23 protein-coding genes are annotated in these 24,675 nt (G+C 64.3%); 8 read left to right on the forward strand and 15 right to left on the reverse strand.

Annotated features, from left to right (window positions below; translation table 11 throughout):
- Window positions 1-17: 17 nt before the first annotated feature.
- Window positions 18-200, forward strand: a complete 183-nt coding sequence (locus ACPRTJ_RS23630; RefSeq protein ID WP_078480403.1) for a DUF6021 family protein — start codon at window positions 18-20, stop codon at window positions 198-200.
- A gap of 53 nt (window positions 201-253) precedes the next feature.
- Here the strand turns inward: ACPRTJ_RS23630 and ACPRTJ_RS23635 are convergent, their stop codons facing one another.
- The 4 genes from ACPRTJ_RS23635 to ACPRTJ_RS23650 form a co-directional block, all read right to left on the reverse strand.
- Window positions 254-505, reverse strand: a complete 252-nt coding sequence (locus ACPRTJ_RS23635; protein WP_043861483.1) for a hypothetical protein — start codon at window positions 503-505, stop codon at window positions 254-256.
- Between the two features lie 203 nt (window positions 506-708).
- On the reverse strand, window positions 709-921 hold the full coding sequence (locus ACPRTJ_RS23640) for a hypothetical protein (protein ID WP_043861484.1): 213 nt from the start codon (window positions 919-921) through the stop codon (window positions 709-711).
- Window positions 922-1,040: 119 nt separating this feature from the next.
- Complete coding sequence (locus ACPRTJ_RS23645) at window positions 1,041-1,265, reverse strand: hypothetical protein (RefSeq protein ID WP_426427374.1); 225 nt, start codon at window positions 1,263-1,265, stop codon at window positions 1,041-1,043.
- Window positions 1,266-1,327: 62 nt separating this feature from the next.
- Complete coding sequence (locus ACPRTJ_RS23650; RefSeq protein ID WP_043861486.1) at window positions 1,328-1,555, reverse strand: hypothetical protein; 228 nt, start codon at window positions 1,553-1,555, stop codon at window positions 1,328-1,330.
- An 84-nt stretch (window positions 1,556-1,639) separates the two neighbouring features.
- On the opposite strand from ACPRTJ_RS23650, the gene ACPRTJ_RS23655 reads away from it, so the two are divergent.
- Window positions 1,640-2,329, forward strand: a complete 690-nt coding sequence (locus tag ACPRTJ_RS23655) for a metallophosphoesterase (RefSeq protein ID WP_058540159.1) — start codon at window positions 1,640-1,642, stop codon at window positions 2,327-2,329.
- On the opposite strand, the gene ACPRTJ_RS23660 is transcribed toward ACPRTJ_RS23655, so the two are convergent.
- Entirely contained in the window at window positions 2,322-2,654 is a 333-nt protein-coding gene (locus ACPRTJ_RS23660) for a hypothetical protein (protein WP_210015441.1), read from the reverse strand. The two genes, ACPRTJ_RS23655 and ACPRTJ_RS23660, sit on opposite strands and share 8 nt — an antisense overlap.
- A gap of 101 nt (window positions 2,655-2,755) precedes the next feature.
- Here ACPRTJ_RS23660 and ACPRTJ_RS23665 point away from each other — a divergent pair, with 101 nt between their 5' ends.
- Window positions 2,756-3,382, forward strand: coding sequence for a LysE family translocator (locus ACPRTJ_RS23665; protein ID WP_043861489.1), 627 nt, complete (start codon window positions 2,756-2,758; stop codon window positions 3,380-3,382).
- 3 nt (window positions 3,383-3,385) lie between these two features.
- Here the strand turns inward: ACPRTJ_RS23665 and ACPRTJ_RS23670 are convergent, their stop codons facing one another.
- The 10 genes from ACPRTJ_RS23670 to ACPRTJ_RS23715 all read right to left on the reverse strand — a co-directional run bounded on the left by ACPRTJ_RS23670 (window position 3,386) and on the right by ACPRTJ_RS23715 (window position 15,492).
- Complete coding sequence (locus ACPRTJ_RS23670) at window positions 3,386-5,836, reverse strand: autotransporter outer membrane beta-barrel domain-containing protein (RefSeq protein WP_350488856.1); 2,451 nt, start codon at window positions 5,834-5,836, stop codon at window positions 3,386-3,388.
- Window positions 5,837-5,986: 150 nt separating this feature from the next.
- Entirely contained in the window at window positions 5,987-6,262 is a 276-nt protein-coding gene (locus tag ACPRTJ_RS23675; RefSeq protein ID WP_038611202.1) for a peptidylprolyl isomerase, read from the reverse strand.
- Between the two features lie 91 nt (window positions 6,263-6,353).
- A complete protein-coding gene (gene eco / locus ACPRTJ_RS23680) occupies window positions 6,354-6,833 on the reverse strand; it encodes a serine protease inhibitor ecotin (protein WP_078480411.1) in 480 nt (159 codons plus the stop codon).
- Between the two features lie 68 nt (window positions 6,834-6,901).
- A complete protein-coding gene (hbdH, locus tag ACPRTJ_RS23685; RefSeq protein ID WP_043861492.1) occupies window positions 6,902-7,672 on the reverse strand; it encodes a 3-hydroxybutyrate dehydrogenase in 771 nt (256 codons plus the stop codon).
- Between the two features lie 10 nt (window positions 7,673-7,682).
- Window positions 7,683-9,074 carry a GntP family permease gene (locus tag ACPRTJ_RS23690; protein ID WP_058540163.1) on the reverse strand — a complete coding sequence of 464 codons (1,392 nt, stop codon included), beginning with the start codon at window positions 9,072-9,074 and terminating at the stop codon, window positions 7,683-7,685.
- Between the two features lie 725 nt (window positions 9,075-9,799).
- Window positions 9,800-11,194, reverse strand: coding sequence for a sigma-54 interaction domain-containing protein (locus ACPRTJ_RS23695; RefSeq protein WP_088514940.1), 1,395 nt, complete (start codon window positions 11,192-11,194; stop codon window positions 9,800-9,802).
- A gap of 28 nt (window positions 11,195-11,222) precedes the next feature.
- Window positions 11,223-12,245 (reverse strand): ABC transporter permease, encoded by a 1,023-nt coding sequence (locus ACPRTJ_RS23700; protein ID WP_058540165.1) that lies wholly within the window; start codon window positions 12,243-12,245, stop codon window positions 11,223-11,225.
- Window positions 12,245-13,303: a microcin C ABC transporter permease YejB gene (yejB, locus tag ACPRTJ_RS23705; protein WP_043860172.1), complete on the reverse strand. Its 1,059-nt coding sequence runs from the start codon at window positions 13,301-13,303 to the stop codon at window positions 12,245-12,247. Before yejB ends, ACPRTJ_RS23700 begins: the two co-directional genes overlap by 1 nt.
- Entirely contained in the window at window positions 13,300-15,141 is a 1,842-nt protein-coding gene (locus ACPRTJ_RS23710; protein ID WP_426429148.1) for an extracellular solute-binding protein, read from the reverse strand. The genes yejB and ACPRTJ_RS23710 overlap by 4 nt, the downstream gene beginning before the upstream one ends.
- A 69-nt stretch (window positions 15,142-15,210) precedes the next feature.
- Window positions 15,211-15,492 carry a peptidylprolyl isomerase gene (locus ACPRTJ_RS23715; RefSeq protein ID WP_043860171.1) on the reverse strand — a complete coding sequence of 94 codons (282 nt, stop codon included), beginning with the start codon at window positions 15,490-15,492 and terminating at the stop codon, window positions 15,211-15,213.
- A 76-nt stretch (window positions 15,493-15,568) separates the two neighbouring features.
- Here ACPRTJ_RS23715 and ACPRTJ_RS23720 point away from each other — a divergent pair, with 76 nt between their 5' ends.
- The 5 genes from ACPRTJ_RS23720 (at window position 15,569) to ACPRTJ_RS23740 (ending at window position 24,373) form a co-directional block, all read left to right on the forward strand.
- Window positions 15,569-19,705: an RCC1 domain-containing protein gene (locus ACPRTJ_RS23720; protein WP_426427375.1), complete on the forward strand. Its 4,137-nt coding sequence runs from the start codon at window positions 15,569-15,571 to the stop codon at window positions 19,703-19,705.
- A gap of 72 nt (window positions 19,706-19,777) precedes the next feature.
- Complete coding sequence (locus ACPRTJ_RS23725) at window positions 19,778-20,701, forward strand: hypothetical protein (protein ID WP_426427376.1); 924 nt, start codon at window positions 19,778-19,780, stop codon at window positions 20,699-20,701.
- Between the two features lie 23 nt (window positions 20,702-20,724).
- Window positions 20,725-21,735 (forward strand): hypothetical protein, encoded by a 1,011-nt coding sequence (locus tag ACPRTJ_RS23730; RefSeq protein ID WP_426427377.1) that lies wholly within the window; start codon window positions 20,725-20,727, stop codon window positions 21,733-21,735.
- 116 nt (window positions 21,736-21,851) lie between these two features.
- Window positions 21,852-23,081 carry a hypothetical protein gene (locus ACPRTJ_RS23735; RefSeq protein WP_104572442.1) on the forward strand — a complete coding sequence of 410 codons (1,230 nt, stop codon included), beginning with the start codon at window positions 21,852-21,854 and terminating at the stop codon, window positions 23,079-23,081.
- Between the two features lie 11 nt (window positions 23,082-23,092).
- Window positions 23,093-24,373 (forward strand): hypothetical protein, encoded by a 1,281-nt coding sequence (locus ACPRTJ_RS23740; protein ID WP_426427378.1) that lies wholly within the window; start codon window positions 23,093-23,095, stop codon window positions 24,371-24,373.
- Window positions 24,374-24,675 lie beyond the last annotated feature (302 nt).

The following is a 24,675-nucleotide window of genomic DNA, read 5'->3' on the forward strand; positions in this document are numbered from 1 at the left end:
ACGACGTGGAGGTATTGATGACCGGTAATCAGCACAAACCAGAAGGACCGCATTCATCCGAGCACGCCTCTGAACGGGACACGCTGGACTTTGATCCCGATTCGCCAGACCTGGATGACCCGCAGGTGGATCCGGTAGGCCCGGCCAAGGCGCCCAAGGGCGGGCCAGAACCACGCAAGCCACCGCTTCTTGGCGAGTAGCCGCAAACAAGGGCCCGGCGCAATGCCGGGCCTTTTTGCAATCAGCCGTGCAATCAGCCGCCGGCTGCCTTGGCCGCGGTCACACCCGCCGCACTGAGCTTGATCGGGTAACGCACTGACGGTTCATCGTCGGCCCCAACGGTGACCGCACCGTCCTGGATCAACCCCTTGTCCTGCAGTTGCTTGAGCGTCTCGGCCACCGCCTTTTCGCCTTCGAAGTTGTCCAGCACTTCCTTGCCCAACCCGTTCGGGTGGGCGTGGTACAGCCGGGTGAGTACTTCGTTTTGCAGTGTTTGATTGGTCATTGCCTGCCTCGCAGTGTTCATGGGTATGAAGGGCGTTGCACAGCTTCCGACAGGCCAGGGCGGCAGGGATTCCACCGGATGTCGCGAGGGGGCGACCGGTTGCGTTACAGCAGGTTGCGGGGTGGGGGCGGGCAGCAGGGCCCTGAAACAGAACTGCCCCGGGCAACGCCGCGGGGCAGTGGGTCAAGCGCTACGCCGGGGCGTCAGGGCTTGTTGTTGAGCTTGCGCAGTTCTTCGTAGGTGGCCGACTGGACGAACCAGAAGCCGGAAACGATGCACCAGGTCAGCGTACCGACAATCAATGTGCCCAGGCCAGCCAGGAAGCTCTGGCTAAACATGAACAGGCCGGAAATCCAGATGACGGCCAGTGCCACGTACAGCACCACGTTGTTGACGCTGATAACAAAATCTTTCACGAGTAATCCTTCCCGAGTCATTGTCCACTGCCGCACGAACGGCGTGCGACAGGCCGCTATCATATTGATATTGCGACAACAATTCCATCGGAACGGGCGATGCGCCTGTCTGTCAGCGGCTAGCGAAAGCGCGGCAGCGGTCGGTCCAGGGTGAGGGAGGTCAGGGTCTTCTTCACCAGCACCTCGTCGGCTTCAACGGCCTTGAGAGTGTCGCGGATCTTGCCCGCCACCGGTACATCGCCCTGGCGGTCGATCCAGTCGGCGATCTCCTTGCAGGCCACGGCCAGGTGGTCCTGACGGTGGTTGATCAGGGTCAGCAGGGTGGTGATCTCTTTGTCGGACATGGCGCATTCCTCCCTTCGGCGAATTAAGTGTAGCAGTGCGCCGGCAGTTGGCCCCCCCAGCCTCAATCGGGTTTGCCGCGCACGATGCGCCCGTCCTTGACCTCGTCGGCATAGGCCTTGAGCTTGTCCGAGTCCCGGTACAGGCGGTTCATCAGGTGCAGCACCGCCACCACGTCGACGTCCTTGATGCGCTCGGCCAGCTTGCTGATTTCACCGGCGGTACGCTCAAGGTCGGTGGCGACCAGCTTCAGGTCACGTTTGAGTTCTGCGGAGGACTTCTTGATACCCATGGATACCTCGGATGGGCTGATTGCGTTCAAATGGGTGCATTCTAGCAGGCGACACCATCGGCAACAGAAGAGGGGAGGCACAGCATGAGCGCCAGGGTGCAGGTACGGGCCAACCGTCGTGGCCGCGATATCGCGGTGGGCGATGTCCATGGGCACTTCCAGCGCCTGCAGCAGGCACTGGATGCCGTCGGGTTCGATCCGGCCATCGATCGGCTTTTCAGCGTGGGCGACCTGGTCGACCGTGGGCCCGACAGCGAACAGGCGCTGGCATGGCTCGATCAACCCTGGTTTCACGCGGTGCAAGGCAATCATGAAGCGTTGGCCATTGCCCATGTGCGGGGCCACTGGCTGGACCAGGCGATGTACCGCGCCAGTGGTGGCGGCTGGTTTCTTGACCTGGATGCGCAGGCCCAGGCCCGCTTTGTGGCCGCCTTCGAACAGATGCCCCTGGCGCTGGAGCTGCAAACCCCTGAAGGCCTGGTCGGCCTGCTGCACGCCGACTGCCCGTTCGCGCATTGGCAGACACTGTGCGAGCACCTGGCAGGCGAACCTTCAGCCGATGTTCAGGAGGTGTGCCAATGGTCGCGACGACGCTTGCAGCAGGGCGACACTGGCGAGGTTCAGGGCTTGCGTGCGCTGATCGTCGGGCACACCACGCTGCGCGAGGTGAAGGTGCTGGGCAATGTCTGGCACCTCGATACCGGCGGCTGGGCAAGCGGACACTTCAGCCTGCTTGATCTTGCCAGCCTTGAGTTACTGCAGACGCCTAGATGAACCACCACGGGTCACCGTTGGGCTTGGTGGGGGTTCGCCTGAGCTGGCGTATCGATACCCATGCCAACGCGATGCCAACCAGCAGCATCAGGCCACTGAACACCATCTTGAACAGGATCGCGGCATGAAACGCGTCGGGGTTGTCACGCAGCGTATGGGTCACGTGGTGGACTGGCCGGATACGGTTGCTGACCATGCTGGTCACGCTGCCCGCCTGCAGGTCTTGCAGGTTCAGCAGGGCCATCGCCAGGGCACCCAGAATCAACAGGAAGCCAGCCGTCAGCAAGACCATCATATGGCCGCGGCCTACCCTGTTCTGGCGCATGGTCGCCTCCTGGCAGATTTCGAGAAGCGCGCGATCATACATGACTTGACGCTGGCCGGCAGGGCATTTGAAACTCGTTGCCCCAGCCACCGGAGCCCCTCATGGACCTGACCACCCTCGCGTTATTCATCCCGGCCTGTTTCGCCCTGAACATGGCCCCTGGCCCCAACAACCTGCTGTCGCTGAACAACGCCAGCCGCTACGGCCTGCGCACGGCCTGCCTGGCTGGCGCCGGCCGCCTGCTGGCGTTTGCCGGCATGATCGTACTGGCCGCCATGGGCCTGGCGGTGGTGCTGCATACCAGTGAATACCTGTTCCTGCTGGTCAAGGTGCTGGGCGCCGGCTACCTGTTCTACATCGCCTGGCAGTTGTGGCGCGCACCGGTCGGCGAGGCCGCGCAGGTCGGTGCACGCGGCGTGGGCACCCTGCGCCTGGCGCGTCAGGAGTTCCTGGTGGCGGCGGGCAACCCCAAGGCCATCCTGATCTTCACCGCGTTCCTGCCCCAGTTCGTCAGTGTGACAAGCGCCACGCCGGTGGCCGAGCAGTTCGCCGTGCTGGGGGCGATGTTCCTGGTACTGGAGTGGCTGGCCATCGCCATCTACGGCTGGCTGGGGGCGTACATGCAGCGCTGGTTCAACCAGCCTGCACCGCGTCGGCTGTTCAACCGGGTCAGCGCATCGTTGCTGGGCCTGGCGGGGTTCGGCCTGCTCGCCGCACGCCGGGCCTGAGCCCTACCAGCGGATGCGCAGCCCCAGGGTGCCGCCAATCGATTCCTGCTGGCGGCTGTCAAGGTTGGCGCTGTAGGTCACTGCGCCGTACATCGCCACGGCGGGGCTCAGCCGGGCGCTCAGGCCGGCGCCCACGTCCATCCAGGTGGCGGCCTGATCAGTCCTGATCGGCTCGCCCCCGTCGAACCGCAGGGTGTCGCGCCCGCCACTGCTGCGCCATACATTGCTGCGCAGGTAGGGCTCCAGCGGCACGCTGCCGGCCAGATAGGTGCCCTTGATTCGTGCGCCAACGCGCCCGGTCCAGTTGGTCTGGCTGTCCTGGGTGACCGTTGAAATGCCATCGCTGCGTGTATCGAAGTCGACCTTGCGGGCGATCACCTGCACCTGGGGCTCGACCACCCAGCGCGCGCTCAATGCCAGCGGATAGCCGGCCTCCACCGAGGCCGCCAGGGCATGCCCATCCAGATCGAGCTTCACGCCGCGATCGGAACGGGCGCGGCCGTCCAGATCGGTGTACTGCAGCACTGTGTCCACGTACCACTGCCCGGGACCGATCAGCGTCCAGTAGGCGCCGACACTGTCGCCATCGAGGCGAACATCGCCCACAGCATTGTCTTCGAAACCCAGCGCGAAGCCTTTGACATCGCCATCGAGCCGGCTATGGCTGACATACACCCCGGCGTGCTGGCGATAACCGCCGTCGGTGTGCGTCGCATACAGGTCATGGCCCACCTCGAAACCGCTCAGGTTGCCGTCCAGGCTTGGCGACACCGTGCCGGACCACTGCTGGCGCAGGTGCTCGCCAAAGGTGCGGGCCCACCCGGCGGCCACCGGGCCTTGTTCGTCGAGCAGGCGTTGCTCGCCCTGGCGCTGGTGGAAGGTGCCCAGGGTCGACAGGCTGATGATGGCCGCGGCGCGGCTGGCCACCGCGTACACCGGCACTTCGGCGCGGTACAGCACGATGGCCTGCCCGGCGACCGGGGTGGGCAGTGGCGGGGTACCCGGGGCGGCCACGGGCGCCGGCACCACCGGTGGCGGTGGCTGGCTCGGTAGGGGCGGCGCCGATACCGGGGGCGCGACCACGCTCGAGCGCAGGTACCAGCTGTTCTCGCTGCCAGCGCTGACCCCGCCCTTGAACAGGTAGTACTGGTAGGCCCCGGCCGACAAGGGCTGGCCAAGGCTGAACGCCGTGCTGGTGCTGGTGGTGCCAGGGCCGGCCTCGACCACCTGGATGCCGTCGGCCGCTGTCAGCGCGCCGCTGCCGCCCAGGTTGTTGACCTGCAGGGCAGTGCTGCCGGCCAGCGAGCCCTGGTTGACCACCAGCCTGTCGGAGGCGGCGCCGTCGCCTTCGAGCACGCTGTCGACCTTGAGCACGCCGTTGCTGCCTGCGTAGTTGCCGTCGAGGGTCAGGCGGCCCAGTGCATTGGCGCCGCTGCTGAGGTCGATGAGCCCGGCGTTGTTCACGCTCACTGGTGTGCCGCCGGCAAACGCCGTCACCTGGCCGGTGCGCGCCACCAGCTGGCTGGTGGCATCGATCAGCAAGGTGCCGGTACCCGTGCCCTGGTCTCCAAGAACCAGGTGGTCATCCAGGTTGAAGACCGAGGCGTTGGTCAGGGCCATGCGCTCCCAACCGGTATAGCGCGCGCCCAGGCTGCTGCGGGTATGGTCCAGTACCAGGCTGTCGCTGCCCAGGCCGCCGTCCACCTGGCGCACCAGCCCCACGCGGCTTTCGTCGAGGTTGGCCAGCAGCGCCTGGTCGCTGCCGTCGCCCATCAGCACCGCACCGCGCACGATGCCGTCGTCGCGCCAGGTGAAGCTGTCGTCGCCGAAGCTGAGCAGTACATTGCCCACCACCTCGCCACCGCTGATGGTCACACTGTCGTCGCCGCCGCTGACGCTGATGTTGCCGCCGATGCGTCCGCCACTGACGATGACCGTGTCGCGGTCAAAGCCTGTGACCAGGTTGGCGTCGATGATGCCGCCGGACATGTCGAACAGGTTGCGGTCCAGCTTCATGTCGACGCGCCCGATGCGCCCGCCGCTCATGTAGGCCACATCGCCATCTTCGAAGGCGCCGATGATGCGTCCGCCGCTCATCTGGAACAGGTCGCGGCCGTTGCCCTGCTGCAAGGCCTGCAACTGCCCGCCGGTCATGATGAAGGTGTCGATGCCCGCGCCCTGATCGAGCACGCCGGTGATGATACCCGACGCCATTTCGACGCGGTCGGCGCCGGGGCCGAAGGTCACGCTGCCGGCGAGGGTGCCGCTGCCCCCGGCCGGCAGTATCAGCGTGTTGTCACCGCCAGGGTCGACAAGGGAGGTGCCAATGCCGCTGTCGCAGACATAACGATCGTTGCCGCCGGTAGGGGCGAAGGTGCAGTCCGCCTGACTTGTCAGGGCCCACGGGCCCAGCAACGGCAGGCACGCCAGGGCAACGCGGCTGGGCGGGCTCATTTCGTCCTCCTTGGGCTAGCGATCGGCCCAAGCGATACAGGGCTGCGACGGCGGTCACAACTGGCAGAAATGATAGGTGGTCATCGGAAATGTGCACATTGGCGCAAAAACGCCTGACCGATGGCACGCCTGTCGATCAGGGCAGAGGGCTCAATCGCGGTAGAACACCTGCACCAGGTGGTAGCCGAATTTGCTCTTGATCGGGCCGTGTACCACCCGCAACGGCTTCTTGAAAATCACCTGGTCGATGGCGCCCACCATCTGTCCCGGGCGTACTTCGCCCAGGTCGCCGCCGCGTTTGCCCGACGGGCAGGTGGAGTACTTTTTCGCCAGCACATCGAAGGCTTCGCCCTTGGCGATGCGCTGCTTGAGCTGTTCGGCCTCTTCGGCGGTCTTGACCAGGATGTGACGGGCCTGTGCTTTCATGTTGCCTCTGTTACGGGTAAAACCGGCGATTATGCCTGATTCGGGGCAGGGCGGCTTGGCGCGCCGTGCCCCGAACCCACGCCTTGGCGGGTTACTCCACCGTGGCGCGTTTCACGTCGCTGGAAGCCGACCAGATGCGATAGCGCACTTCCACGTCCTTGGGGGTGTAGACCACCACCGGCAACTTGCTGTTGTAGCGCAGCAGGAAACCATCGCCGACCACCGGCACGAAGGCGTCGATCTTCTTGTTGTCGGGGCAGCCCATCAGGGTCGAGACAGGGCCCATCACCTTGTCCAGCCGGTAGTAGCTATAGCCCCAGCCTTCGAGGGTCTTTTCTTCGAGGTTGCCACCCAGGCGCTGCAGGTTGCAGTCCACCTTGAGGGTCTTGCCGGCCAGTACCTCGACCTTGAATGCCGACTCGTCTTTCTGCTCGGGCAGGTGGATCACCTGGCGCACAAAGCCGTTTTCGGCTTCGGGATAAGGGGCCACATCCTTGAGGCTTGCTGCGAGAACAGGGGCGCTGAAAGCCAGGGGCAGCATGAACAGGGCGGTCAGGGAAAGCGGTCGCATAAAAGCTCCTTGCGGTTTGAAAATGACAGTCGTAGCCGGCCAGCGGTACCTGCGCCCCAGGCCGATGGCTACTGGGCCAGCCAGCCGCCGTCGATGTTCCAGGCGGCGCCGCGTACCTGGCTGCCGGCTTCGCTACACAGAAACAATACCAGCTCGCCCAGGTGTTGCGGTGTGACGAAGGCGTGCGAGGGCTGCTTTTCGGCCAGCAGGTCCTGCTGGGCCTGCTGCGGGTCGACCCCGCTGGCGATGCGATCGTCGATCTGCTTCTGTACCAGCGGGGTGAGCACCCAGCCGGGGCAGATGGCGTTGCAGGTCACGTTGCTGGTGGCGGTCTCCAGGCCCACCACCTTGGTCAGCCCGACCACCCCGTGCTTGGCCGCCACATAGGCGGCCTTGCCTACCGAGCCGACCTGCCCGTGCACCGAGGCGATGTTGATCACCCGCCCCCAGTTGCGCTGGCGCATGCCGGGCAGTGCCAGGCGGGTGCTGTGAAACACCGCCGAAAGGTTGAGCGCGATGATCGCGTCCCAGCGTTCCACCGGGAACGCCTCCACCGGGGCGACATGCTGGATGCCGGCATTGTTGACCAGGATATCGACCCCGCCGAACTCGCGTTCGGCATAGGCAAACAGGTCGTTCAGTTGCTCCACGCTGCCAAGGTCTGCCGCGTGGTGCCCCACCCGGGTGCCATGCCGGCCCACCTCGGCAAGCGCTGCACTGGCGTCGCCGAAGCCGTTGAGAATCACATCGGCGCCAGCGCCGGCCAATGCCTGGGCGATACCCAGGCCGATGCCACTGGTGGAACCGGTAACCAGTGCGACTTTTCCTGCAAGGCTCATGGAAGTCTCCTTAGACAATGCCTGTAGCGTAGAAGGTAGCGATCACCACGAAGACTGCCAGGGTCTTGATCAGGGTGATGCCGAAGATGTCCTTGTAGGCTTCGCGGTGGGTCAGGCCGGTCACCGCCAGCAGGGTGATCACCGCGCCGTTGTGCGGCAGGGTGTCCATGCCGCCGCTGGCCATCGCGGCCACTCGGTGCAGCACCTCCAGCGGAATGTTCGCCGCGTGCGCCGCACTGATGAAACTGTCGGCCATGGCTGCCAGCGCAATGCTCATGCCGCCGGATGCCGAGCCGGTGATGCCGGCCAGCAGGGTCACGGTGATGGCTTCGTTGACCAGCGGGTTGGGAATGTTGCGCAGCGCATCGGCCAATACCAGAAAGCCTGGCAGCGACGCGATCACCGCGCCGAAACCGTATTCCGACGCCGTGTTCATCGCCGCCAGCAGGGCACCGTTGACCGCGCTCTTGCTGCCCTCTGCCAGGCGCGTGCGGATGGCGCCGAAGGCGCTGACCAGCACCAGCAGGATGCCCAGCAGCAGGGCGGCCTCGACCGCCCAGATGGCCGTCAGCTTGGCGATCTCGGTCTGTACCGGAGCGCTCATGCCGGGCAGGCTCAGGCTGTGGGTCTTGCCGTACCACGCCGGGATCCAGTGGGTGAACAGCAGGTTCATCACCCCCACCAGCAGCAGTGGCGACAACGCCAGCAGCGGGTGCGGCAGGGTCAGGTCGGCGGCGGTTTCGGGCTCGTTGCGCAAGTCGCTGCCGTAGCCTTCACCGGCGCGCTGCGCCTTGTTGCGCTGGCGCTGCAGGTACAGCATCCCGGTGCAGAACACGAACAGCGTACCGATCACGCCAAGCCAAGGCGCGGCCCAGGCGGTGGTGTTGAAGAAGGTGCTGGGGATGATGTTCTGGATCTGCGGGGTGCCCGGCAGGGCGTCCATGGTGAACGAGAACGCACCCAGGGCAATGGTGGCTGGTATCAGACGTTTGGGGATATCGCTCTGGCGAAACATCTCGGCGGCGAACGGGTACACCGCGAACACCACCACGAACAGCGACACCCCGCCATAGGTGAGCAGCGCGCACACCAGCACGATCACCAGCATGGCCTGGCGTGTGCCCAGCAGGCGAATGGCGGCAGCCACGATCGAGCGCGAGAAACCCGAGAGCTCGATCAGCTTGCCGAACACGGCGCCGAGCAGGAACACCGGGAAATAGAGCTTGATGAACCCGACCATCTTTTCCATGAACACCCCGGTGAAGGCGGGCGCGACGGCGGAAGGGTCGGTAAGCAGCACCGCGCCGAGGGCGGCGATGGGGGCAAAAAGAATCACGCTGTAGCCACGGTAGGCCGCCAGCATCAGCAGCGCCAGGGCTGCCAGGGCAATGATCACACTCATTGAGTGTCTCCTTGGGTGCATCTTGTTTTTGTTGGGATGCAGCCCTTAGCGAAGACCGTGCCATGTTAATAAGCTATTGATTTATATGGATAAATACTAATTCCAGTGGAATTTATCGAATGATTGTCTCTGGTTTGAGACTGGCTGTGCCGTGCGTGCGCTTGGGCGCAGGAGGATCTGCACACGGGTCTGCCTGACACCCCGTGCACTCTGGTTTTACGACCGCTTCGCGCTCGTTCGCCGGCAAGGCCGGCTCCTACGCCTCGGGCCGGCAGGCCGTAGGAGCGGGCCTTGCCCGCGATCTGGTGCGCAGCGCCAGTAAAACCTGCACATGCGGTCTGCCTGACACACCGTGCACTCTGGTTTTACGACCGCTTCGCGCCCGTTCGCCGGCAACGCCGGCTCCTACGTCTCTGGCCGGCAGGCCGTAGGAGCGGGCCTTGCCCCGCGATCTGGTGCGCAGCGCCAGTAAAACCTGCACATGCGATCTGCCTGATACATCGCGCAGTCAGGGTCTACGACCGCTTCGCGCTCGTTCGCCGGCAACGCCGGCTCCTACGCCTCTGGCCGGCAGGCCGTAGGAGCGGGCCTTGCCCCGCGATCTGGTGCGCAGCGCCAGCAAAACCTGCATATGCGGACTGCCTGACACACCGCGCAAACAGGTCTATGACCGCGTTGTGCCGATTCATCAGCAAGGCCGTCTCCAGGTTGAGATGCCAGTCTCTCTATTGAGACTTTATCCCCAGAGCCGCCAGCTTCTTGTACAGCGTCGAACGCCCCAACCCCAGCTCACGCGCGGCCTGCGGCACATTCCCGGCGCAGCGAGCGAGGGCGTTTTCCAGCAACTGGCGCTCGAATGCTTCGCACGCCTGCCTGTAGTCGGTTACGGGGTCGGTGTCGACTGTAAGGGGCGTCAACGGGCCCAATGCCGATTGCACCTGGGCGGCAGTCAGTTGCTGCTGGTCGGCCATCAGCGTGGCCCGCTCCAACACGTTGCGCAGCTCGCGAATGTTGCCCGGCCAGGCATGTCGGGCCAGCAGCGCCTGTGCCGGTGCCTGCAGCTCATGGCGGCTGCCCAGCTCCTCCAGAATCGCCTCGCTCAACGCCGGCAGGTCATCGAGCCGGGCACGCAATGGCGGCACCTCGATCGGCAGCACGTTCAGGCGGTAATACAGGTCGGCGCGAAACTCCCCGCGGGCCATCGCTGCCGAAAGGTCGCGCGAAGTGGCAGCAATCACCCGCACATCGCTCTGCAGCATCTGGTTGGAACCCACCGGCTCGTACTCCTTTTCCTGCAGCACGCGCAGCAGTTTGCTCTGCAGCGCCAGCGGCATGTCGCCGATCTCATCGAGAAACAGCGTGCCGCCTTCGGCCACCTGCAGCTTGCCCGGCCGGCCCTTGCGGTCGGCGCCAGTGAACGCACCCGGCGCGGTGCCGAAGAATTCGGCCTCCAGCAGATCGTGCGGGATAGCGGCGCTGTTGATGCTGACAAACGGCTTGTGGGCGCGGGGCGAGGCGGCGTGGATGGCATGGGCGAGCAACTCCTTGCCCGTGCCGGTCTCACCCAGTAGCAGCACCGGCGAATCGCTGCTGGCCCCACGCCGCGCGCGGCGTTTGACCTCAAGGCTTGCGGCGCTGGTACCGATGAACTGCGCAAAGCTGTACTTGGCCTGGCGCGCACGCAGCAGCGAGCGGGTCGAGGCCAGTTCCTGCTGCATGCTCGCATAGCGCTTGAGCAGCGGCGAAAGGCTGTGCAACTCATCGAACAGGGCAAAGCCGATGGCGCCCATTACCGCGCCCTCGGCATCGTGGATCGGCAGGCGCATCACCACCAGCGGCTCCTTGGGCGTGTCGAGCATGTCCAGCAGAATCGGCCGGCCCTGGGTGATCACGTCGCGCATCTGGCTGCCGGGGATCACGCTTTCACACGGCTGACCAATCGCGGCACTGGCGTCCTCCAGGCCAAAGCGCCGTGCGTAGCGCTGGTTCATCCACACGATTCGTGCATCGCGATCGACGATGATCGTGCCCTCGCTGGATTGCTCGATGATCTCGAACAGCGAGCGGATCGCCAGTTGGCGCACGCGCTGGTAGTCCTTGAGGCTGTCACTGTCTTGCATGGGCCGCTCCGCCGTAATGAGGCTGCGATTATGCCCGTGGATCGAACGCCTCGCGCAATGCGTCGCCGATGAACACCAGCAGCGAAAGGATCAACGCCAGGGCGAAGAATGCGGTAAACCCCAGCCATGGCGCCTGCAGGTTCTGTTTGCCCTGGTTCACCAGCTCGCCCAGGGAGGCGCTGCCGGCAGGCATGCCGAAACCGAGAAAATCCAGTGCAGTGAGGGTCGAGATGGCCCCGGTGAGAATGAACGGAAGGTAGGTGAGGGTGGCGTTCATCGCATTGGGCAGAATGTGCCGCACGATCACCAGCCGGTCGGGCAGGCCCAGCGCCCTGGCGGCCTGCACGTATTCCAGGTTGCGCCCGCGCAGGAACTCCGCGCGCACCACGTCCACCAGTGCCAGCCATGAAAACAGCGCCATGATTCCCAGCAGCCACCAGAAGCCGGGTTCCACAAAACCACTGAGAATGATCAGCAGGTACAGCACCGGCAGCCCCGACCACACTTCCAGCAGGCGCTGGCCGATCAGGTCCACCCAGCCGCCGTGGTAGCCCTGCAGGGCGCCGGCGGCCACGCCGATCACGGTGCTGATGGCGGTCAGCAGCAGGGCGAACAGTATCGACACACGGGTGCCGTACAGCACCCGCGCCAGCACGTCGCGCGCCTGGTCGTCGGTGCCCAGCCAGTTGGTGGCGGTGGGTGGGCTGGGGGTGGGTACCTGCAGGTCGTAGTTGGGGGTGTCGGCGCTGAAGGGGATCGGGGCAAACAGCATCCAGCCACCCTGGCCCTCGATCAGCTGGCGCACGTACTGGCTGCGGTAGTCGGGCTGGAACGGCAACTGGCCGCCGAACTGCTGTTCGGTGTAGCGCTTGAAGGCGGGGAAGTACAGGCTGCCCTGGTAGCCCAGCAGCAGCGGCTTGTCGTTGGCCACCAGCTCCGCCCCCAGGCTGAGCAGCAACAGCAGCCCGAACGCCCACAGCGAGAACCAGCCGCGGCGATTGCGCCGAAAATTCGCCAGCCGGCGCCTGGACAACGGCGACAGGCGCCGCATCAGTGCTGCCTCGTGGCAAAGTCGATACGCGGGTCGACCAGGGTGTAGCACAGGTCGCCCAGCAGGCGGATCAACAGGCCGAACAGGGTGAAGATGAACAGCGAACCGAACACCACCGGGTAATCCCGCGACACGGCCGCCTCGTAGCTCATGCGGCCCAGGCCGTCGAGCGAGAAGATCACTTCGATCAGCAGCGAGCCTGCGAAGAACACCGTGATCAGCGCCTGGGGAATGCCCGCCACCACCAGCAGCATCGCGTTGCGAAACACATGCCCGTACAGCACCCGACGCTCGCTCAGGCCCTTGGCCCGCGCGGTGACCACGTACTGGCGGGTGATCTCGTTGAGGAAGGCGTTCTTGGTCAGCAGGGTGAGGGTGGCGAAACCGCCGATCACCAGCGAGCCCACCGGCAGCACCAGGTGCCAGAAATAGTCGGCCAGCTTGCCGGCCAGGCTCAGCTCGGCAAAGTTCTCCGACACCAGCCCGCGCACCGGAAACCAGTTGAGCGAGGTGCCACCGGCAAACAGCACGATCAGCAACAGTGCGAACAGAAACGCTGGCAGCGCATAGCCGATCACGATCAGCGCACTGCTCCAGGCATCGAAAGCGCTGCCGTGGCGGATGGCCTTGCGGATGCCCAGCGGGATCGACACCAGGTAGGTGATCAGGGTGGCCCATAGGCCCAGTGAGAGGGTGACCGGCAACTTGTCCAGGATCAGGTCGGTGACCTTGGCACCGCGAAAGAAGCTGCTGCCGAAATCCAGCTGGGCGTAGCGAGTGAGCATCAGCCACAGCCGCTCGTGGGCCGGCTTGTCGAAGCCGTACTGGCGTCTGATGGTCTCCAGCAGTTTGGGGTCCAGCCCGCGGCTGGCCCGCGAGTCGCTGTGCAGCGTGTCGCTGCCGGCCCCCGGCGCACCGCCGCCGATACCCTGCAGGCGCGCCACGGCCTGTTCTACCGGGCCGCCCGGTGCCGCCTGGATGATCACGAAGTTCACCAGCAGAATGATCAGCAGGGTGGGCAGTATCAGCAGCAGCCGGCGCAGGATGTACGCGGTCATGGCGCAGCCTCCAGGCGCTCGGCCATCTGCGCCGTGGTCAGCGGGGTGGGGCTGACCTCCCACCAGGTGTCCAGCGCCGGGTCATTGCTGGCTTGCACCCTGGGGATGCCGAAGCGGTTCCACCACACCGTGGAGGCGCCGGGCGGGTAGTAATTGGGGATCCAGTAGTAGTTCCATTGCAGCACCCGGTCCAGCGCATGGGCATGGCGCAGCATGTCGGCCGGGCTCGCGGCCTTGACCAGGCCGTCGATCAGGCTGTCCACCGCCGGGTCCTGCAGGGCCATGTAGTTGTTCGAGCCAGGGTCGGTAGCCGCCGCCGAGCCGAAGTAGCTGTAAAGCTCCGGCCCGGGCGAGGGCGACACCGGGTAGCCAGTGACGATCATGTCGTAGTCACGGGCCATCAGCCGGTTGACGTACTGGGCCGCGTCGATGCGGCGTATGTCCAGGGTGATGCCGATCTGCGCCAGGTTGCGTTTCCACGGCAGCAGCAGGCGCTCCAGGCCCGACTGGCCATTGAGGAAGGTAAAGCTCAGCGGTTCGCCCCGGGCATTGATCAGCTGATCGCCCTGCGGGCGCCAGCCGGCCTGCTGCAGCAGAGCGAGGGCTTGCAGCTGCTTGTCACGGATCAGCCCCGAGCCGTCGTTGCGCGGCGCCTCGAACACCCGGTCGAATACCTCGGCCGGCACCTGGGCACGCAGGGGTTCGAGCAGGGCGAGCTCTGCGCGGTCGGGCAGGGCGCGGGCGGCCAGCGCACTGTTGGCGAAAAAGCTCTGCTGGCGGATGTACAGGTTGCGCATCATCTGCCGGTTGCTCCATTCGAAATCCCACAGCAGGCCCAGTGCCTGGCGCACGCGCCGGTCCTGGAACACCGGGCGCTGCAGGTTGAACACATAGCCCTGGGCATTCTGCGGCGCCCCTCGGGCCAGGTGCGCACGTTGCAGGCGCCCGTCGTCCAGGGCCGGGCCGTTGTAGCCGATCGAATAGCCGGTGGCGGAGAACTCGCGGTTGTAATCGTAACCGCCACCGCGCAGCACCTGGCGTGCCACGTCGGTGTCGCCGAAATACTCGATCTTCAGCTGGTCGAAGTTGTAGCGCCCACGATTGACCGGCAGGTCCCGTGCCCACCAGTCGCGGTTGCGCTCGAAGGTGATGCTGCGCCCGTTGTCGACCCGTGCGATGCGGTACGGGCCGCTACCCACCAGCGCCTGGAAGCCGCCGCCGTTGGTGAATGCATCCTGGTCGAGCGCGTGCTCGGGCAATACCGGCAGCGACGCCAGGTCCAGGGCCAGGGTACGGTTCTGATTGTTCTTGAAGTCGAAGCGTACCTGCAGGGGCGTCTCGACCACCACAGCAGCCACGTCGGCAAACTGCGTGCGGTACTTGAGGTTGCCTTCACGCAGCAGCAGTTGGTAGGTGAAGCGCACATCCTCGGCACGCACTGGGCGGCCATCGGCAAAACGCGCACGCGGGTCGATGTAGAAGCGCAGCCACAGCCCATCGGCGCTGCGCTCGAGCTTTTGCGCGATCAGGCCGTACACGGTATAGGGCTCGTCCAGTGACCGAATGGCCAGCGGTGCATACAGCCAGCCGTCCACCTCGCTGACCCCGGTGCCCTTGTCGATGTAGGGCAGCACATGGTCGAAACCGCCGATTTCCAGCGCCGAGCGACGCAGGCTTCCACCTTTCGGGGCTTGCGGGTTGACGTAGTCGAAATGGCTGAACGAGGCGCGGTAGCGGGGGGCTTCACCATAGACGGTGAGGGCGTGGCTGGGGGCGGCGATCAGGGTTTGCCAGGGAGGCAGCAGAAACAGCAGCGGGGCAAGGACGAACAGCACAATGCGGGTCAAGCCCGCTCTCACAGGAGCGGGCCGACCCTCGACACGGCCGGCAGATGCGGCCAAGGCCGATCAGTCCTGGCGGCTGGTCACTTCCAGCAGGTGGTAGCCGAACTGGGTCTTCACCGGGCCTTGAACAGTGTTCACCGGTGCGCTGAACACCACGGTGTCGAACTCCTTGACCATCTGGCCGGGGCCGAACGAGCCCAGGTCACCGCCCTGGCGGCTGGAGGGGCAGGTGGAGTTGGCCTTGGCGATTTCGGCGAAGTCGGCGCCGGCTTCGATCTGTGCCTTGAGTTCGTTGCACTTGTCTTCGCTGGCGACAAGGATGTGACGGGCGGTGGCTTTTGCCATGGAGAATGCTCCTGGTGAGTAAAGGTGCAGCCTAGCGCAATCGGCGCGCGATTTCCTCCCCCGGTGTGCACGTGCCTTGGCCGGGCACCTGGTATTTGTGTCAGTTGTGCGCCTCGTACATTTTGCCTTTGAATCATTTCCAGCCCATTCCCCCGTTCATACCTTTCGGGCTTCCTGGATTGGAGAAAACTTCATGACGAACAACTTGATTGTCCCCGGGACCCAATCGGGCTTGCAAACGATGATCGACCTGTTCAATGCCATAGTGGGAGGGCCGCCGGCATTCGGAGGATTTGCAGCCGGCACCCTGGCCCTGCGACGCATCTACATTCCAGGTTACATCACCCCGGTATACACCGAAGGCGCCCAGGTTGGCGTGAACAAGGGGATGGTCAATTCGGTGCGCGGAATGCAGGTATTCGTGCAGCCGTATCCGAACATGCTGGCGGGGGATCTGATCGAGGTGTTCTATGGCACCAGCAACATCGCGGCGGTGAAGGTCAGTGTCCGCGAGGAGCAGCTCGGCCAGAACATCGAAACCTACATCCCGGCCAAAAAGGTGCTGGAGGGCGTGCACGACCTCTACTACGTGATCACGCGCGCAGGCTCCACCAACAAGGAGTCTTCGCTGGTGCTCAAGGTACTGGCACGCCTCAAGTACCCCGGCGGAAACGACCCTGAACCCGATCGCGCCGGGCACTACAAGTTGCTGCCACCGTTTCTGACCAGCCCTCCAATCGGTGGCGTGGTGGGTGAAGAAGACATCAAGGACTTCCTTGATGGCGAGCTGTATGGCGTGGAAGTCACCGTACCGGCGTACCCGAACATGCGCGAGTACGACACAATTCGCCTGAGTTGGGGCGGCTCGATCGTCGAGTACATCGTGCAACCTGACGAGGTGGGCAACGACCTCGTCATCGAGGTGGATGCCGAGCTCATCTACGAGGCCGGCGACAGCGAAAAGCTGGTGCTTGTGTACTGGATCTGGGACGAAGTGTTCAATCCCGCAAGCGACTGGTCATTGCGCGGTTACATCGAGGTATCGATCGACCCCAACAAACTGTTGCCGCCCATCATCGTCAACCCAGACTCGCAAGCCGTGGAGGGCGACCCGATCGATGTGGCGCTGGTGGCGCAAGATGGCCTGGAAGTACAAGTGGCGGCGCTGTCGGTGTTCGGCTTCAAGGCAAGGGATGAGATTACCCTGTACTGGGTAGGCACCACGGCGCAAGGCCAGATCATTGCCCTGAATTACTCGCAAAAGTTGAGCAGCCCCCGGATATTGGTATTCAAGATTCCCTATGCCCACGTGCAGATGCTGGCGCGGGGTTTTGGCAGAACCTGGTTCACCAGAAAGCCTGATAAAAGCAACGTAGTACAGACCTCCCGGCGTGTGGGCGCAAACTTTATCGGCGCTGCCGTCAAGCTGCCAAGCCCGCAAGTGACCGAAGCGGTCGACGGCGTGCTGGAGGCCACACTGGCAACGGCGACCGTGGTGGTACCGGCAGCGGCCCAGCTGGAGAAGGACGACTTCATCGAGATCACCTGGCGAGGCACCGGTTCCGATGGCAGCACGTTGCTCTACAAGGACGCCAAAACGGTCACCAGCGCCAGCGCAGGAAAAGACATCTCGTTTGCCGTGAACGGGCCGCAGAACATTCAGCCGCTCAGCGGCGGTTCGCTCGAAGTCAGCTACACCGTAAGCCGGCAGGGCCTGGGGCGCCCTCTGGAATCACAGGCTCTCACGCTGCAAGTGGGCGTGGCGCAGTTGGAACTGCCGGCACCCCGTTGCCCGCAGGCACAAGACGGTGAACTGGATCCTGATGTCCTCGCCAGCGTCGATGTGATCATCGAGCCGTACACCGGAATGAAACTCGACCAGACCATCAGGGTGGTGTGGTCCGACGCGGGCGGTACCTTCTTCGACGATCTGATGAAGGTGACCAAGAACAATCTCGACAAGCAAGTGACGTTCACCTTCGAGCACGCCAAATGGAGCAACTACCTGACAGTGGCAGCCGATGTGTACTACCAGGTCATCGAAGACCGCCAGCCGACTCGCGTGTCTGCCATGCTTTCGTTGCGTCGCAAAGAGCGCCAGTTCCTGCTGCCCGACCCGGTGGTGGAGGGCGCGGTCAATGGCACGCTGCGCCCTGTGGGCGATGCAGTGGTCACGATCCCAGCCGAGGCCCAGCTCAAACTTGGCGATGAAGTGGAACTGCTCTGGGATGGCGATGCCCCCCAAGGCTCGACGAGCGTCACCCTGTACATACTGGAAGATCAGACCCGTGAGCTTAAGCAGTCTATCGATGCACGGTTCGTACTGGCCAACATCGATGCCAATGTACGGGTCAAGTACGTGGTGTACCGCTTCGATGGCCGCGAGCAGACGTCCGGCACCGTCACGCTGCGGGTACAGCGTGCGGCGCTGCCGCTGCCGATATTCGTGCAGGCGACCGCCAACAACCAGCTGAACCCGGACGATGTACGCAATGGTGCAACGTATCGGATCGACACCGTGGCCAGATTGCTGCGCGGTGACAGGGTGACCGTACGGGTGTACAGCGAGCTGCCGGCAGGCAACTTCAACCGCACGATCGTGGTAACGGCGGGCGACGAGGGCAAGGCCCTCGACGTGTCGGTACCCTATGCCACGATCAACGCCAGCAATCGCACCACGATCAAGCTCGAATACACGCTGCAGCGTAGCAGCGGCGGCCCGGAGGAACGCTCGCCGTCCAACAGCTATTTCGTAAACCGTGTGATAGGCAGCGGCAACCTGCGTATTTTCGGCGCCCGCTACGGCGCGAGCACCTACCGCGCCTCCAGTACCTCGCGAATTCTGAGCGCATTCAATGCGCAAAGCCTGCAGCCGATCCTCGCCGAATGGCGTTACCTGGACGAGCCCACCTGGACCGCAGGCACTACCTGGATGGACAAGCAGCCCTGGAAGGCGCTGCGCGTGCGCACGCAAACCGATGAGGTGCAGCTCAACCCGGCCAACATCATCGGCAACGGAATCGACGCCGCGGTCAATGGCAGTGCAGCGTTTGTCGCCCTGCGCAACGAACGCTCAGGGGGGGAGCGCGATATCGTCGGCTGGGGCAGTATTGCCTACGGGGCAGCTATTCCGCCGACATTGCAGACCCGCGACGACATCGCTGAAGTCAGTTGCACGCGCAGCGCGTATGCCGCACGCATGACCAATGGCACTGTGCAGTGCTGGGGCCAGGCGGGCGAGGGCGGTTCCATGCCTAAAGGTGAAACCGGAAATTTCGTCGAAGTGCGCAGCAATGCCAGGGCGTTTGTCGGACGCAAAGCCGACGGTCGCCTCATTGGCTGGGGTGTGGGGCCCGAGGGCGCGACCATTCCGCCGGGGATCCTCAACCTGACGGATTTCACCGCTGTCTACGGTGCCGGCAGCGCTTTTGCAGCGCAGCGTGCCGACGGTTCGCTGGTAGCCTGGGGCAGTGCCGCCAACGGCGGCAGCTTGCCCAACGATATCGCCGACCTCAAGGACATCTACTACGTCAAGGGCAACTTTGCCGCCTTTGCCGCACGGCGCACCAACAATCGTGTCGTTGCCTGGGGCAATGCCGGATATGGCGGCACGGTACCGGATGCAATCGCCCAGTTGACCGATATCGTCACCCTTGAGGGGGCTACGGCCCAGGCATTCAGCGCCTTGCGTGCCACCGGCCAGGTAGTGGCCTGGGGGGCTGGCAGCCATGGCGGCTCGGTGCCGCAAGAAATTGCAGGTCTGACTGACATCGTGGAGGTCACCAGCACCTGGCATGCCTTCTGTGCCCGGCGCAGGAACGGTTCGGTGGTGGCCTGGGGCAACGCGAACAACGGCGGCAACGTGCCACAGCCTGTGGCCAACCTGCGCAATGTCATTCAGGTCACCGGCAGCGCATGGGCGTTCGCCGCCCTGTGCAGCGACGGCACCGTGGCGGTCTGGGGGCGTTCTGAAGCCGGCGGCGATATCAGCCGGGTGTCCGACCAACTGAAACATGTGCGTGCGGTGTACGCCAACTCCAACGGCTTCGCCGCATTGACGTCAGACGGGCGCGTGGTGACGTGGGGCCAACCGCAGGGCGGTGGCGACAGTGCGGCGGTGCAGGCGGCGCTGCGCAACAAGGTGACCACCGGCCACCGGGTAGATGTCAATGCCGAGGCCGACGGCGAATGGGCTGGCGCGCCAGGCGCCTGAGGCCTTTGAGCGATATGACCCTGCAATCGGCGCTGCCTGGCGCCGGTTGCCTACCTGCGGGAGTTTGACGACATGACCGACTACACCGTGCCAAAGATGAACGACGTCAGCGAAGGGGCACTCGACCTCGGTACAGTGGGTGAATTCACCCGTGCAGAGGTACAAAGAAGTGCCAGCTGGCACAACAAAGTGCTGAAGCTGTTTGTGCTCGACGAGCAGAACAAGGTGCTCTACGACGAGGTAAGGCCCACCCCGAACAACGACCGACTGGCGGTGTGGGAAAATATTGCGAAAAGCATATTGCTTGGCCGTGAGGGCCAACAACTGCGCGTGTATTACGAGGTCGACGGGGTGAAGTCGCAGGTACTGACATTCACCATCAAGGCGAACTTCGCTGCGCCCCTGACAGTCGACCTCAGCGGCCGCAACTACATCGTGTTCCGCACCGCCGCCGAGGAGCCCAGCCCGCCGCCAGAAGTGCCCGACTACGCACAGTTCACCCGCACCACCGCACAGGCCGTCAACTACGAAAGCAGCGACACCAAGGTTGCCCGTGTCGACAGCAGCGGCAAGGTCAGCCTGCTGGGCAATGCAGAGGATCCGCCGGTCACCATTACCGCACTGGACGCTGCCGGTGCCTCGGTCGGCAGCTACACACTGACGGTCCGAGGGGTCAGGGGGTTGTACCTGTTGAGCTTCGACCACGAGCTGCAGGCCCCAGGCGCCGCACTAGCCGCCACCAGCTATGGCCTGGACGTGCCGACAGCCGACGACTTCAGTCGCTTCAGCGCTGTGTACGCGGCGGCAAAAGACGACCTCGCGGGCTATCTGAACGCGCAGAACCTGGGCCTGCCGGACATGACGGAAAAAGGCTTTCTGGGTGTTGTTACTGATACGAGCGGCTCGCCCACCTACCTGGACCTGGCAACGCTGCAGGTAAGCAGCGCCAGCCCAAGCCAGAAAGGCTACGCGATAGGCATCAGCCAGCCCCACTGACTCCATGGCAGGAGCAACCGTTGATGGACGCAATCAGACGTACCTATGCGGCACTGGTGTTATGCGTTTGCGCGAGCATGTTCAATGCGCATGCAGACACTACCCAACCTTCGGACCCAACCCTTCGCCTGCCCGAAGTGGCAGCCTTGCAGGGCGCCGAGCTGGACCCTGAAAAGGTACCGGCCACGGGGCTGAACATCACCGTCCAGGGGGTTGATAACGATAACGCGGTAGTACTGGCGTTCCAGACCACCTTGACGATCTACCTTGCCGATGCGCAAGGCCAGGCGATCACCACGATCAGTTGGCCGATCTCGGCGCGCAATGCCGGCAAACCCGTCACCTTGCCGATCGAAAAGCGCTATGTCGAGGCCAATGTCGGCAAGACCCTGCAGGTCTACTACACCGCGCAGGCGCCGCGCTCGGCGCCGCGCAGATCGGGCGTGGTCACCCTGCTGATCAAGGAAGGCTTCACTGCTGCACAGGCACTCAACATGGCCAGCCGACGCTATGTCGTGTTCTTCGACGAGCACAACCTGGCCAGGACGCCACCGACCATCCCCGACTATGCCCGCTACACCCGTGCACAGCCAGGGGCCACCGCCTATCGCGTGGACAACACGGACATTGCCAGGGTCGATCCCGATGGACAGGTCTCGGTATGGGGCAATGGCGACATCACCGTCACTGCGCAGAACGCGGCAGGGGCCAGTTCCAGCTACGTGCTCAGTGTGCGCGGCGTGCGTGAGCTGCGCCTGCTCAGCTCGGCATATCGATCCACCTGGGCACAGGCGCAGGCCAAGGCCCGCGACGAGGGCTACACCTTGCCGAGCGACGAGGATTTCGAGGCGCTGGCACGGCTCTACCCATCGCCGGCCAACAGCCTCGCCCAGGCACTGAACCTGGCTCCGTACCGGGTGTGGGGCAAAGGGTTGGGCGCACAGACGGCCGTGTACCTGGACCTCTACGACAACCTGGTCAGTTCCGAAGTCACGACAGAGTATGAGCTGGGCTACCCGGCCGGCATTCGTTGAACAGCGGCGCGCCATGGGAGGCGACCTGGATGAACGTTGCGAGCAAACTGATTTGTGGCATCGCATTGTGCGTTTTGCTGGGCAGCGCCCATGCCGTCGGGAGCCCGCAGGTAGCGATGCAGTTGAATGCGCGCTACAGCAGCACACCGGCACAGTGCGTAGGACGCGCACCGGCCTTTGCCTGCAGCGGCGTGTTGCTGCGCGCAGTGCCAGCCAGTGACGTCGAAACGTTCTGGAAGAAAGACGATGCCGCGCAACTGGTTTTTCTGCGCAAGGACCGCGCCCTTGACGGGCTGGCAGCACCTTCGGGGTTCGTGCTGTTCGACCGGCTGACGGCCGTGGGCCTGGGCAAGCCGTATCAGGCCGACAGCAGTGCCGGTGGCGTGGTGGTCAGTACCTGGAATGCCCAGGTGCCCGCGCAATTGCCCATCCAGGCCATCTTCTACGACGTCACCCGGGCCGGTGCCCTGGCGGCAGCCCAACGCAGCCAGCGCGCCTACTTCGACGCCACGGCCCAGTGGTTGCCTGTGGTGCGCCTGCACCTGGGCGATGGCAATGGTCTGGTGTTCGGTTTCAGCCAGCAGGATCAGCTGGACAATGGCTACAGGGTCACCCGGCGCCTCAACCAGCGTTACGCCGACACCCGGCCTGGCTGTATCAGCGGCCGCTCCGGGTTCGATTGCAACGGGGTGCTGTTGCGCTCGACAGGCACGGGCAACTTCAAGGCCTGGAATCCGGCCCCCCGTGCGCTGAAGAACGGCGGCGTGTCCTTCAGCTACCTGCGCAGTGACATGGCCATCAAGGTGGTGGTGTGGCCGCAAGGCTATCTGATTCGCGAAACCGCCGCCCCTGTAGTACACACTCTGCCTGCCGCATGCCTGTACGTCGCCGACGGCGCCACGCACGATGCGGTATCAACCAACACCTGCACCTTTCGTGGCTGGTGCGACGAAAAACAACCGCCGGTGAACAGCGTCGCCACCTGGTCCGCCTCCACTGCTGGGAATCGGTTCAGAAGCTGTGCGTTCCGCGCCGACGCCACGGCCTTGCAACTGATGGTCGAGATTCGCCAGAAAGTCCCGGGGCTAACCGGTTGGAATGAAATCATGGTCCCTACCTGGCCGCAGGACATTGCAGCGCAATTGCCGATCGAAGCGTTCTTCTTCAGCGCCACTGCGCATTACCTGGGGCAGGTGGGGGGTACCAACGGCCTGGCCGGGGGGCAGTCGTTCCAGCAGGACTACTTCAAGGAGACCAGCCGCTGGCTACCGCTGGTCAAACTGGACGTGCAGGCCGCCAATCGGCAGCCCTTCACCTATGACCCCGCTGTGCAGCAGCTCAAATGAGGCGCGCACACATGGGCATCTTGAGACTGTGCGGTGTGCTGGCACTGTGCGCCTGCCTTGCGCCGGTGCACGCGCAGGAAGGCACCCGCACGGCGCAGTGGCTCAATGCACGCTTCACCAGCACGCCCGAACAGTGCGTGGGCAGAAGTCCTGCCTTCGCCTGCAGCGGCGTACTGGTGCGCAGCGTACCGCAGAGTGCGAACGCAGATTTCTGGGCGCTCAAGGACGTTGCCGGCAGCGACCTGCGCTTTGTCTTCCTGCGCAACGACCGCAGCATGGCGGGCCTGGCGCTCGGGTGCGGCTACCTGCTGTTCGATGGTCTGAGCGCAGCAGCGCTTGGCAAGGCTTTTCAGGCTGTGCAAGACCCGGTATCGCCCGGGGCGGTCCTGGTGTCTGGCTGGCAGGCACAGGCGCCGGCGCAGCTTGCCATCCAGGCACTGTTCCATGACAGCGCGCAGGCCGGGGGCCTGCGCTGCGCTCAGCGCAATCAGTTGGCCTATTACCAGGCCACCGGCCTCTGGCTGCCGATCCTGCGGATTGCGCCTGGCGATCCGCAGGCACAGGTGTTCGGCTTCGCGCAGCAAGAGCAGCTCTACAATGGCAGGCGCGTGGCCGAGCGCCTTGAGCACCGCTATCGGGATGCCTTGAGCGAATGCCGCGACGGGCAGGCAGCCGCCTACTGTCGCGGGGTGCTGATCCGTGCAGTGAATGGCGCCTCCGGTTTTCACGCATGGAACCCCAGCAGCAACTCCGTGACACGCAACGGCGTGTCGTTCTCCTACATACGTAGCGATGTCGGTACGCAGCGCCTGGCCGGTACCGAAGGGCTCATCTACCGCGAGCTTGCAGCACCCGCACGCCATACACTGGTAATGCGCTGTGCCTACCCGGCCAATGCCAGTAGCAGTGTCATCCCCAACAGCTGCCGGGCCAGCTGCGCCTCGCAGAACATCAACAGTGTCAGCGCCTGGCGCAGCCGCTATGGCGCCAACCCCTTCAGCAGTTGCGCCTTCGACCCCAGTGCTGCGGCCTTCGAGTTGAGTATCGAAGTGCGTGCCCATGGCGGCGCCTGGAACGAAATCATCATCGCGTCCTGGCCGCAGAACATCGGCCCGCAGCTCACACTCGAGGCTGCATTCCTTATCCGTGGCAGTGGCGGGCTGAACGGTGCCCGGTACATCCAGCGCGATTACTACCAACAGGCCGGCAAGGTCATTCCTGTGCTACGGGTCGATCTGACGGCGGCCAACGGCCAGGTGTTCACCTTCGACCCCCTGGACCAGAACCTGTGACAACGCAAGGCATAGGGCATGGAGGTAACCAGGGGGCTTCACTGCGACCGACAAGCGCCGCAGCACGGTGAGCTACGGAGTGAAGGTGAGCAATCGTACCTGAAACCCTCTGCTGGCACTGCCTTCTCGGGGCGGGCGAGTACGAACCAGGCTATCCAAGCCGGTATCCACTGATCGCAGCCACGCTGCCAAGGAGTCGACGATGAGGAACCTGATGCGTTCACTGTGCCTGGGCTGCACCTTGTGCCTTGTACAGAGTGCAGCGTACGCCCTTGGGGGGGCACAAACCGCCGCGCTGCTGA

This window comes from Pseudomonas palmensis, from assembly GCF_049942755.1.
Classification (GTDB): domain Bacteria; phylum Pseudomonadota; class Gammaproteobacteria; order Pseudomonadales; family Pseudomonadaceae; genus Aquipseudomonas; species Aquipseudomonas palmensis.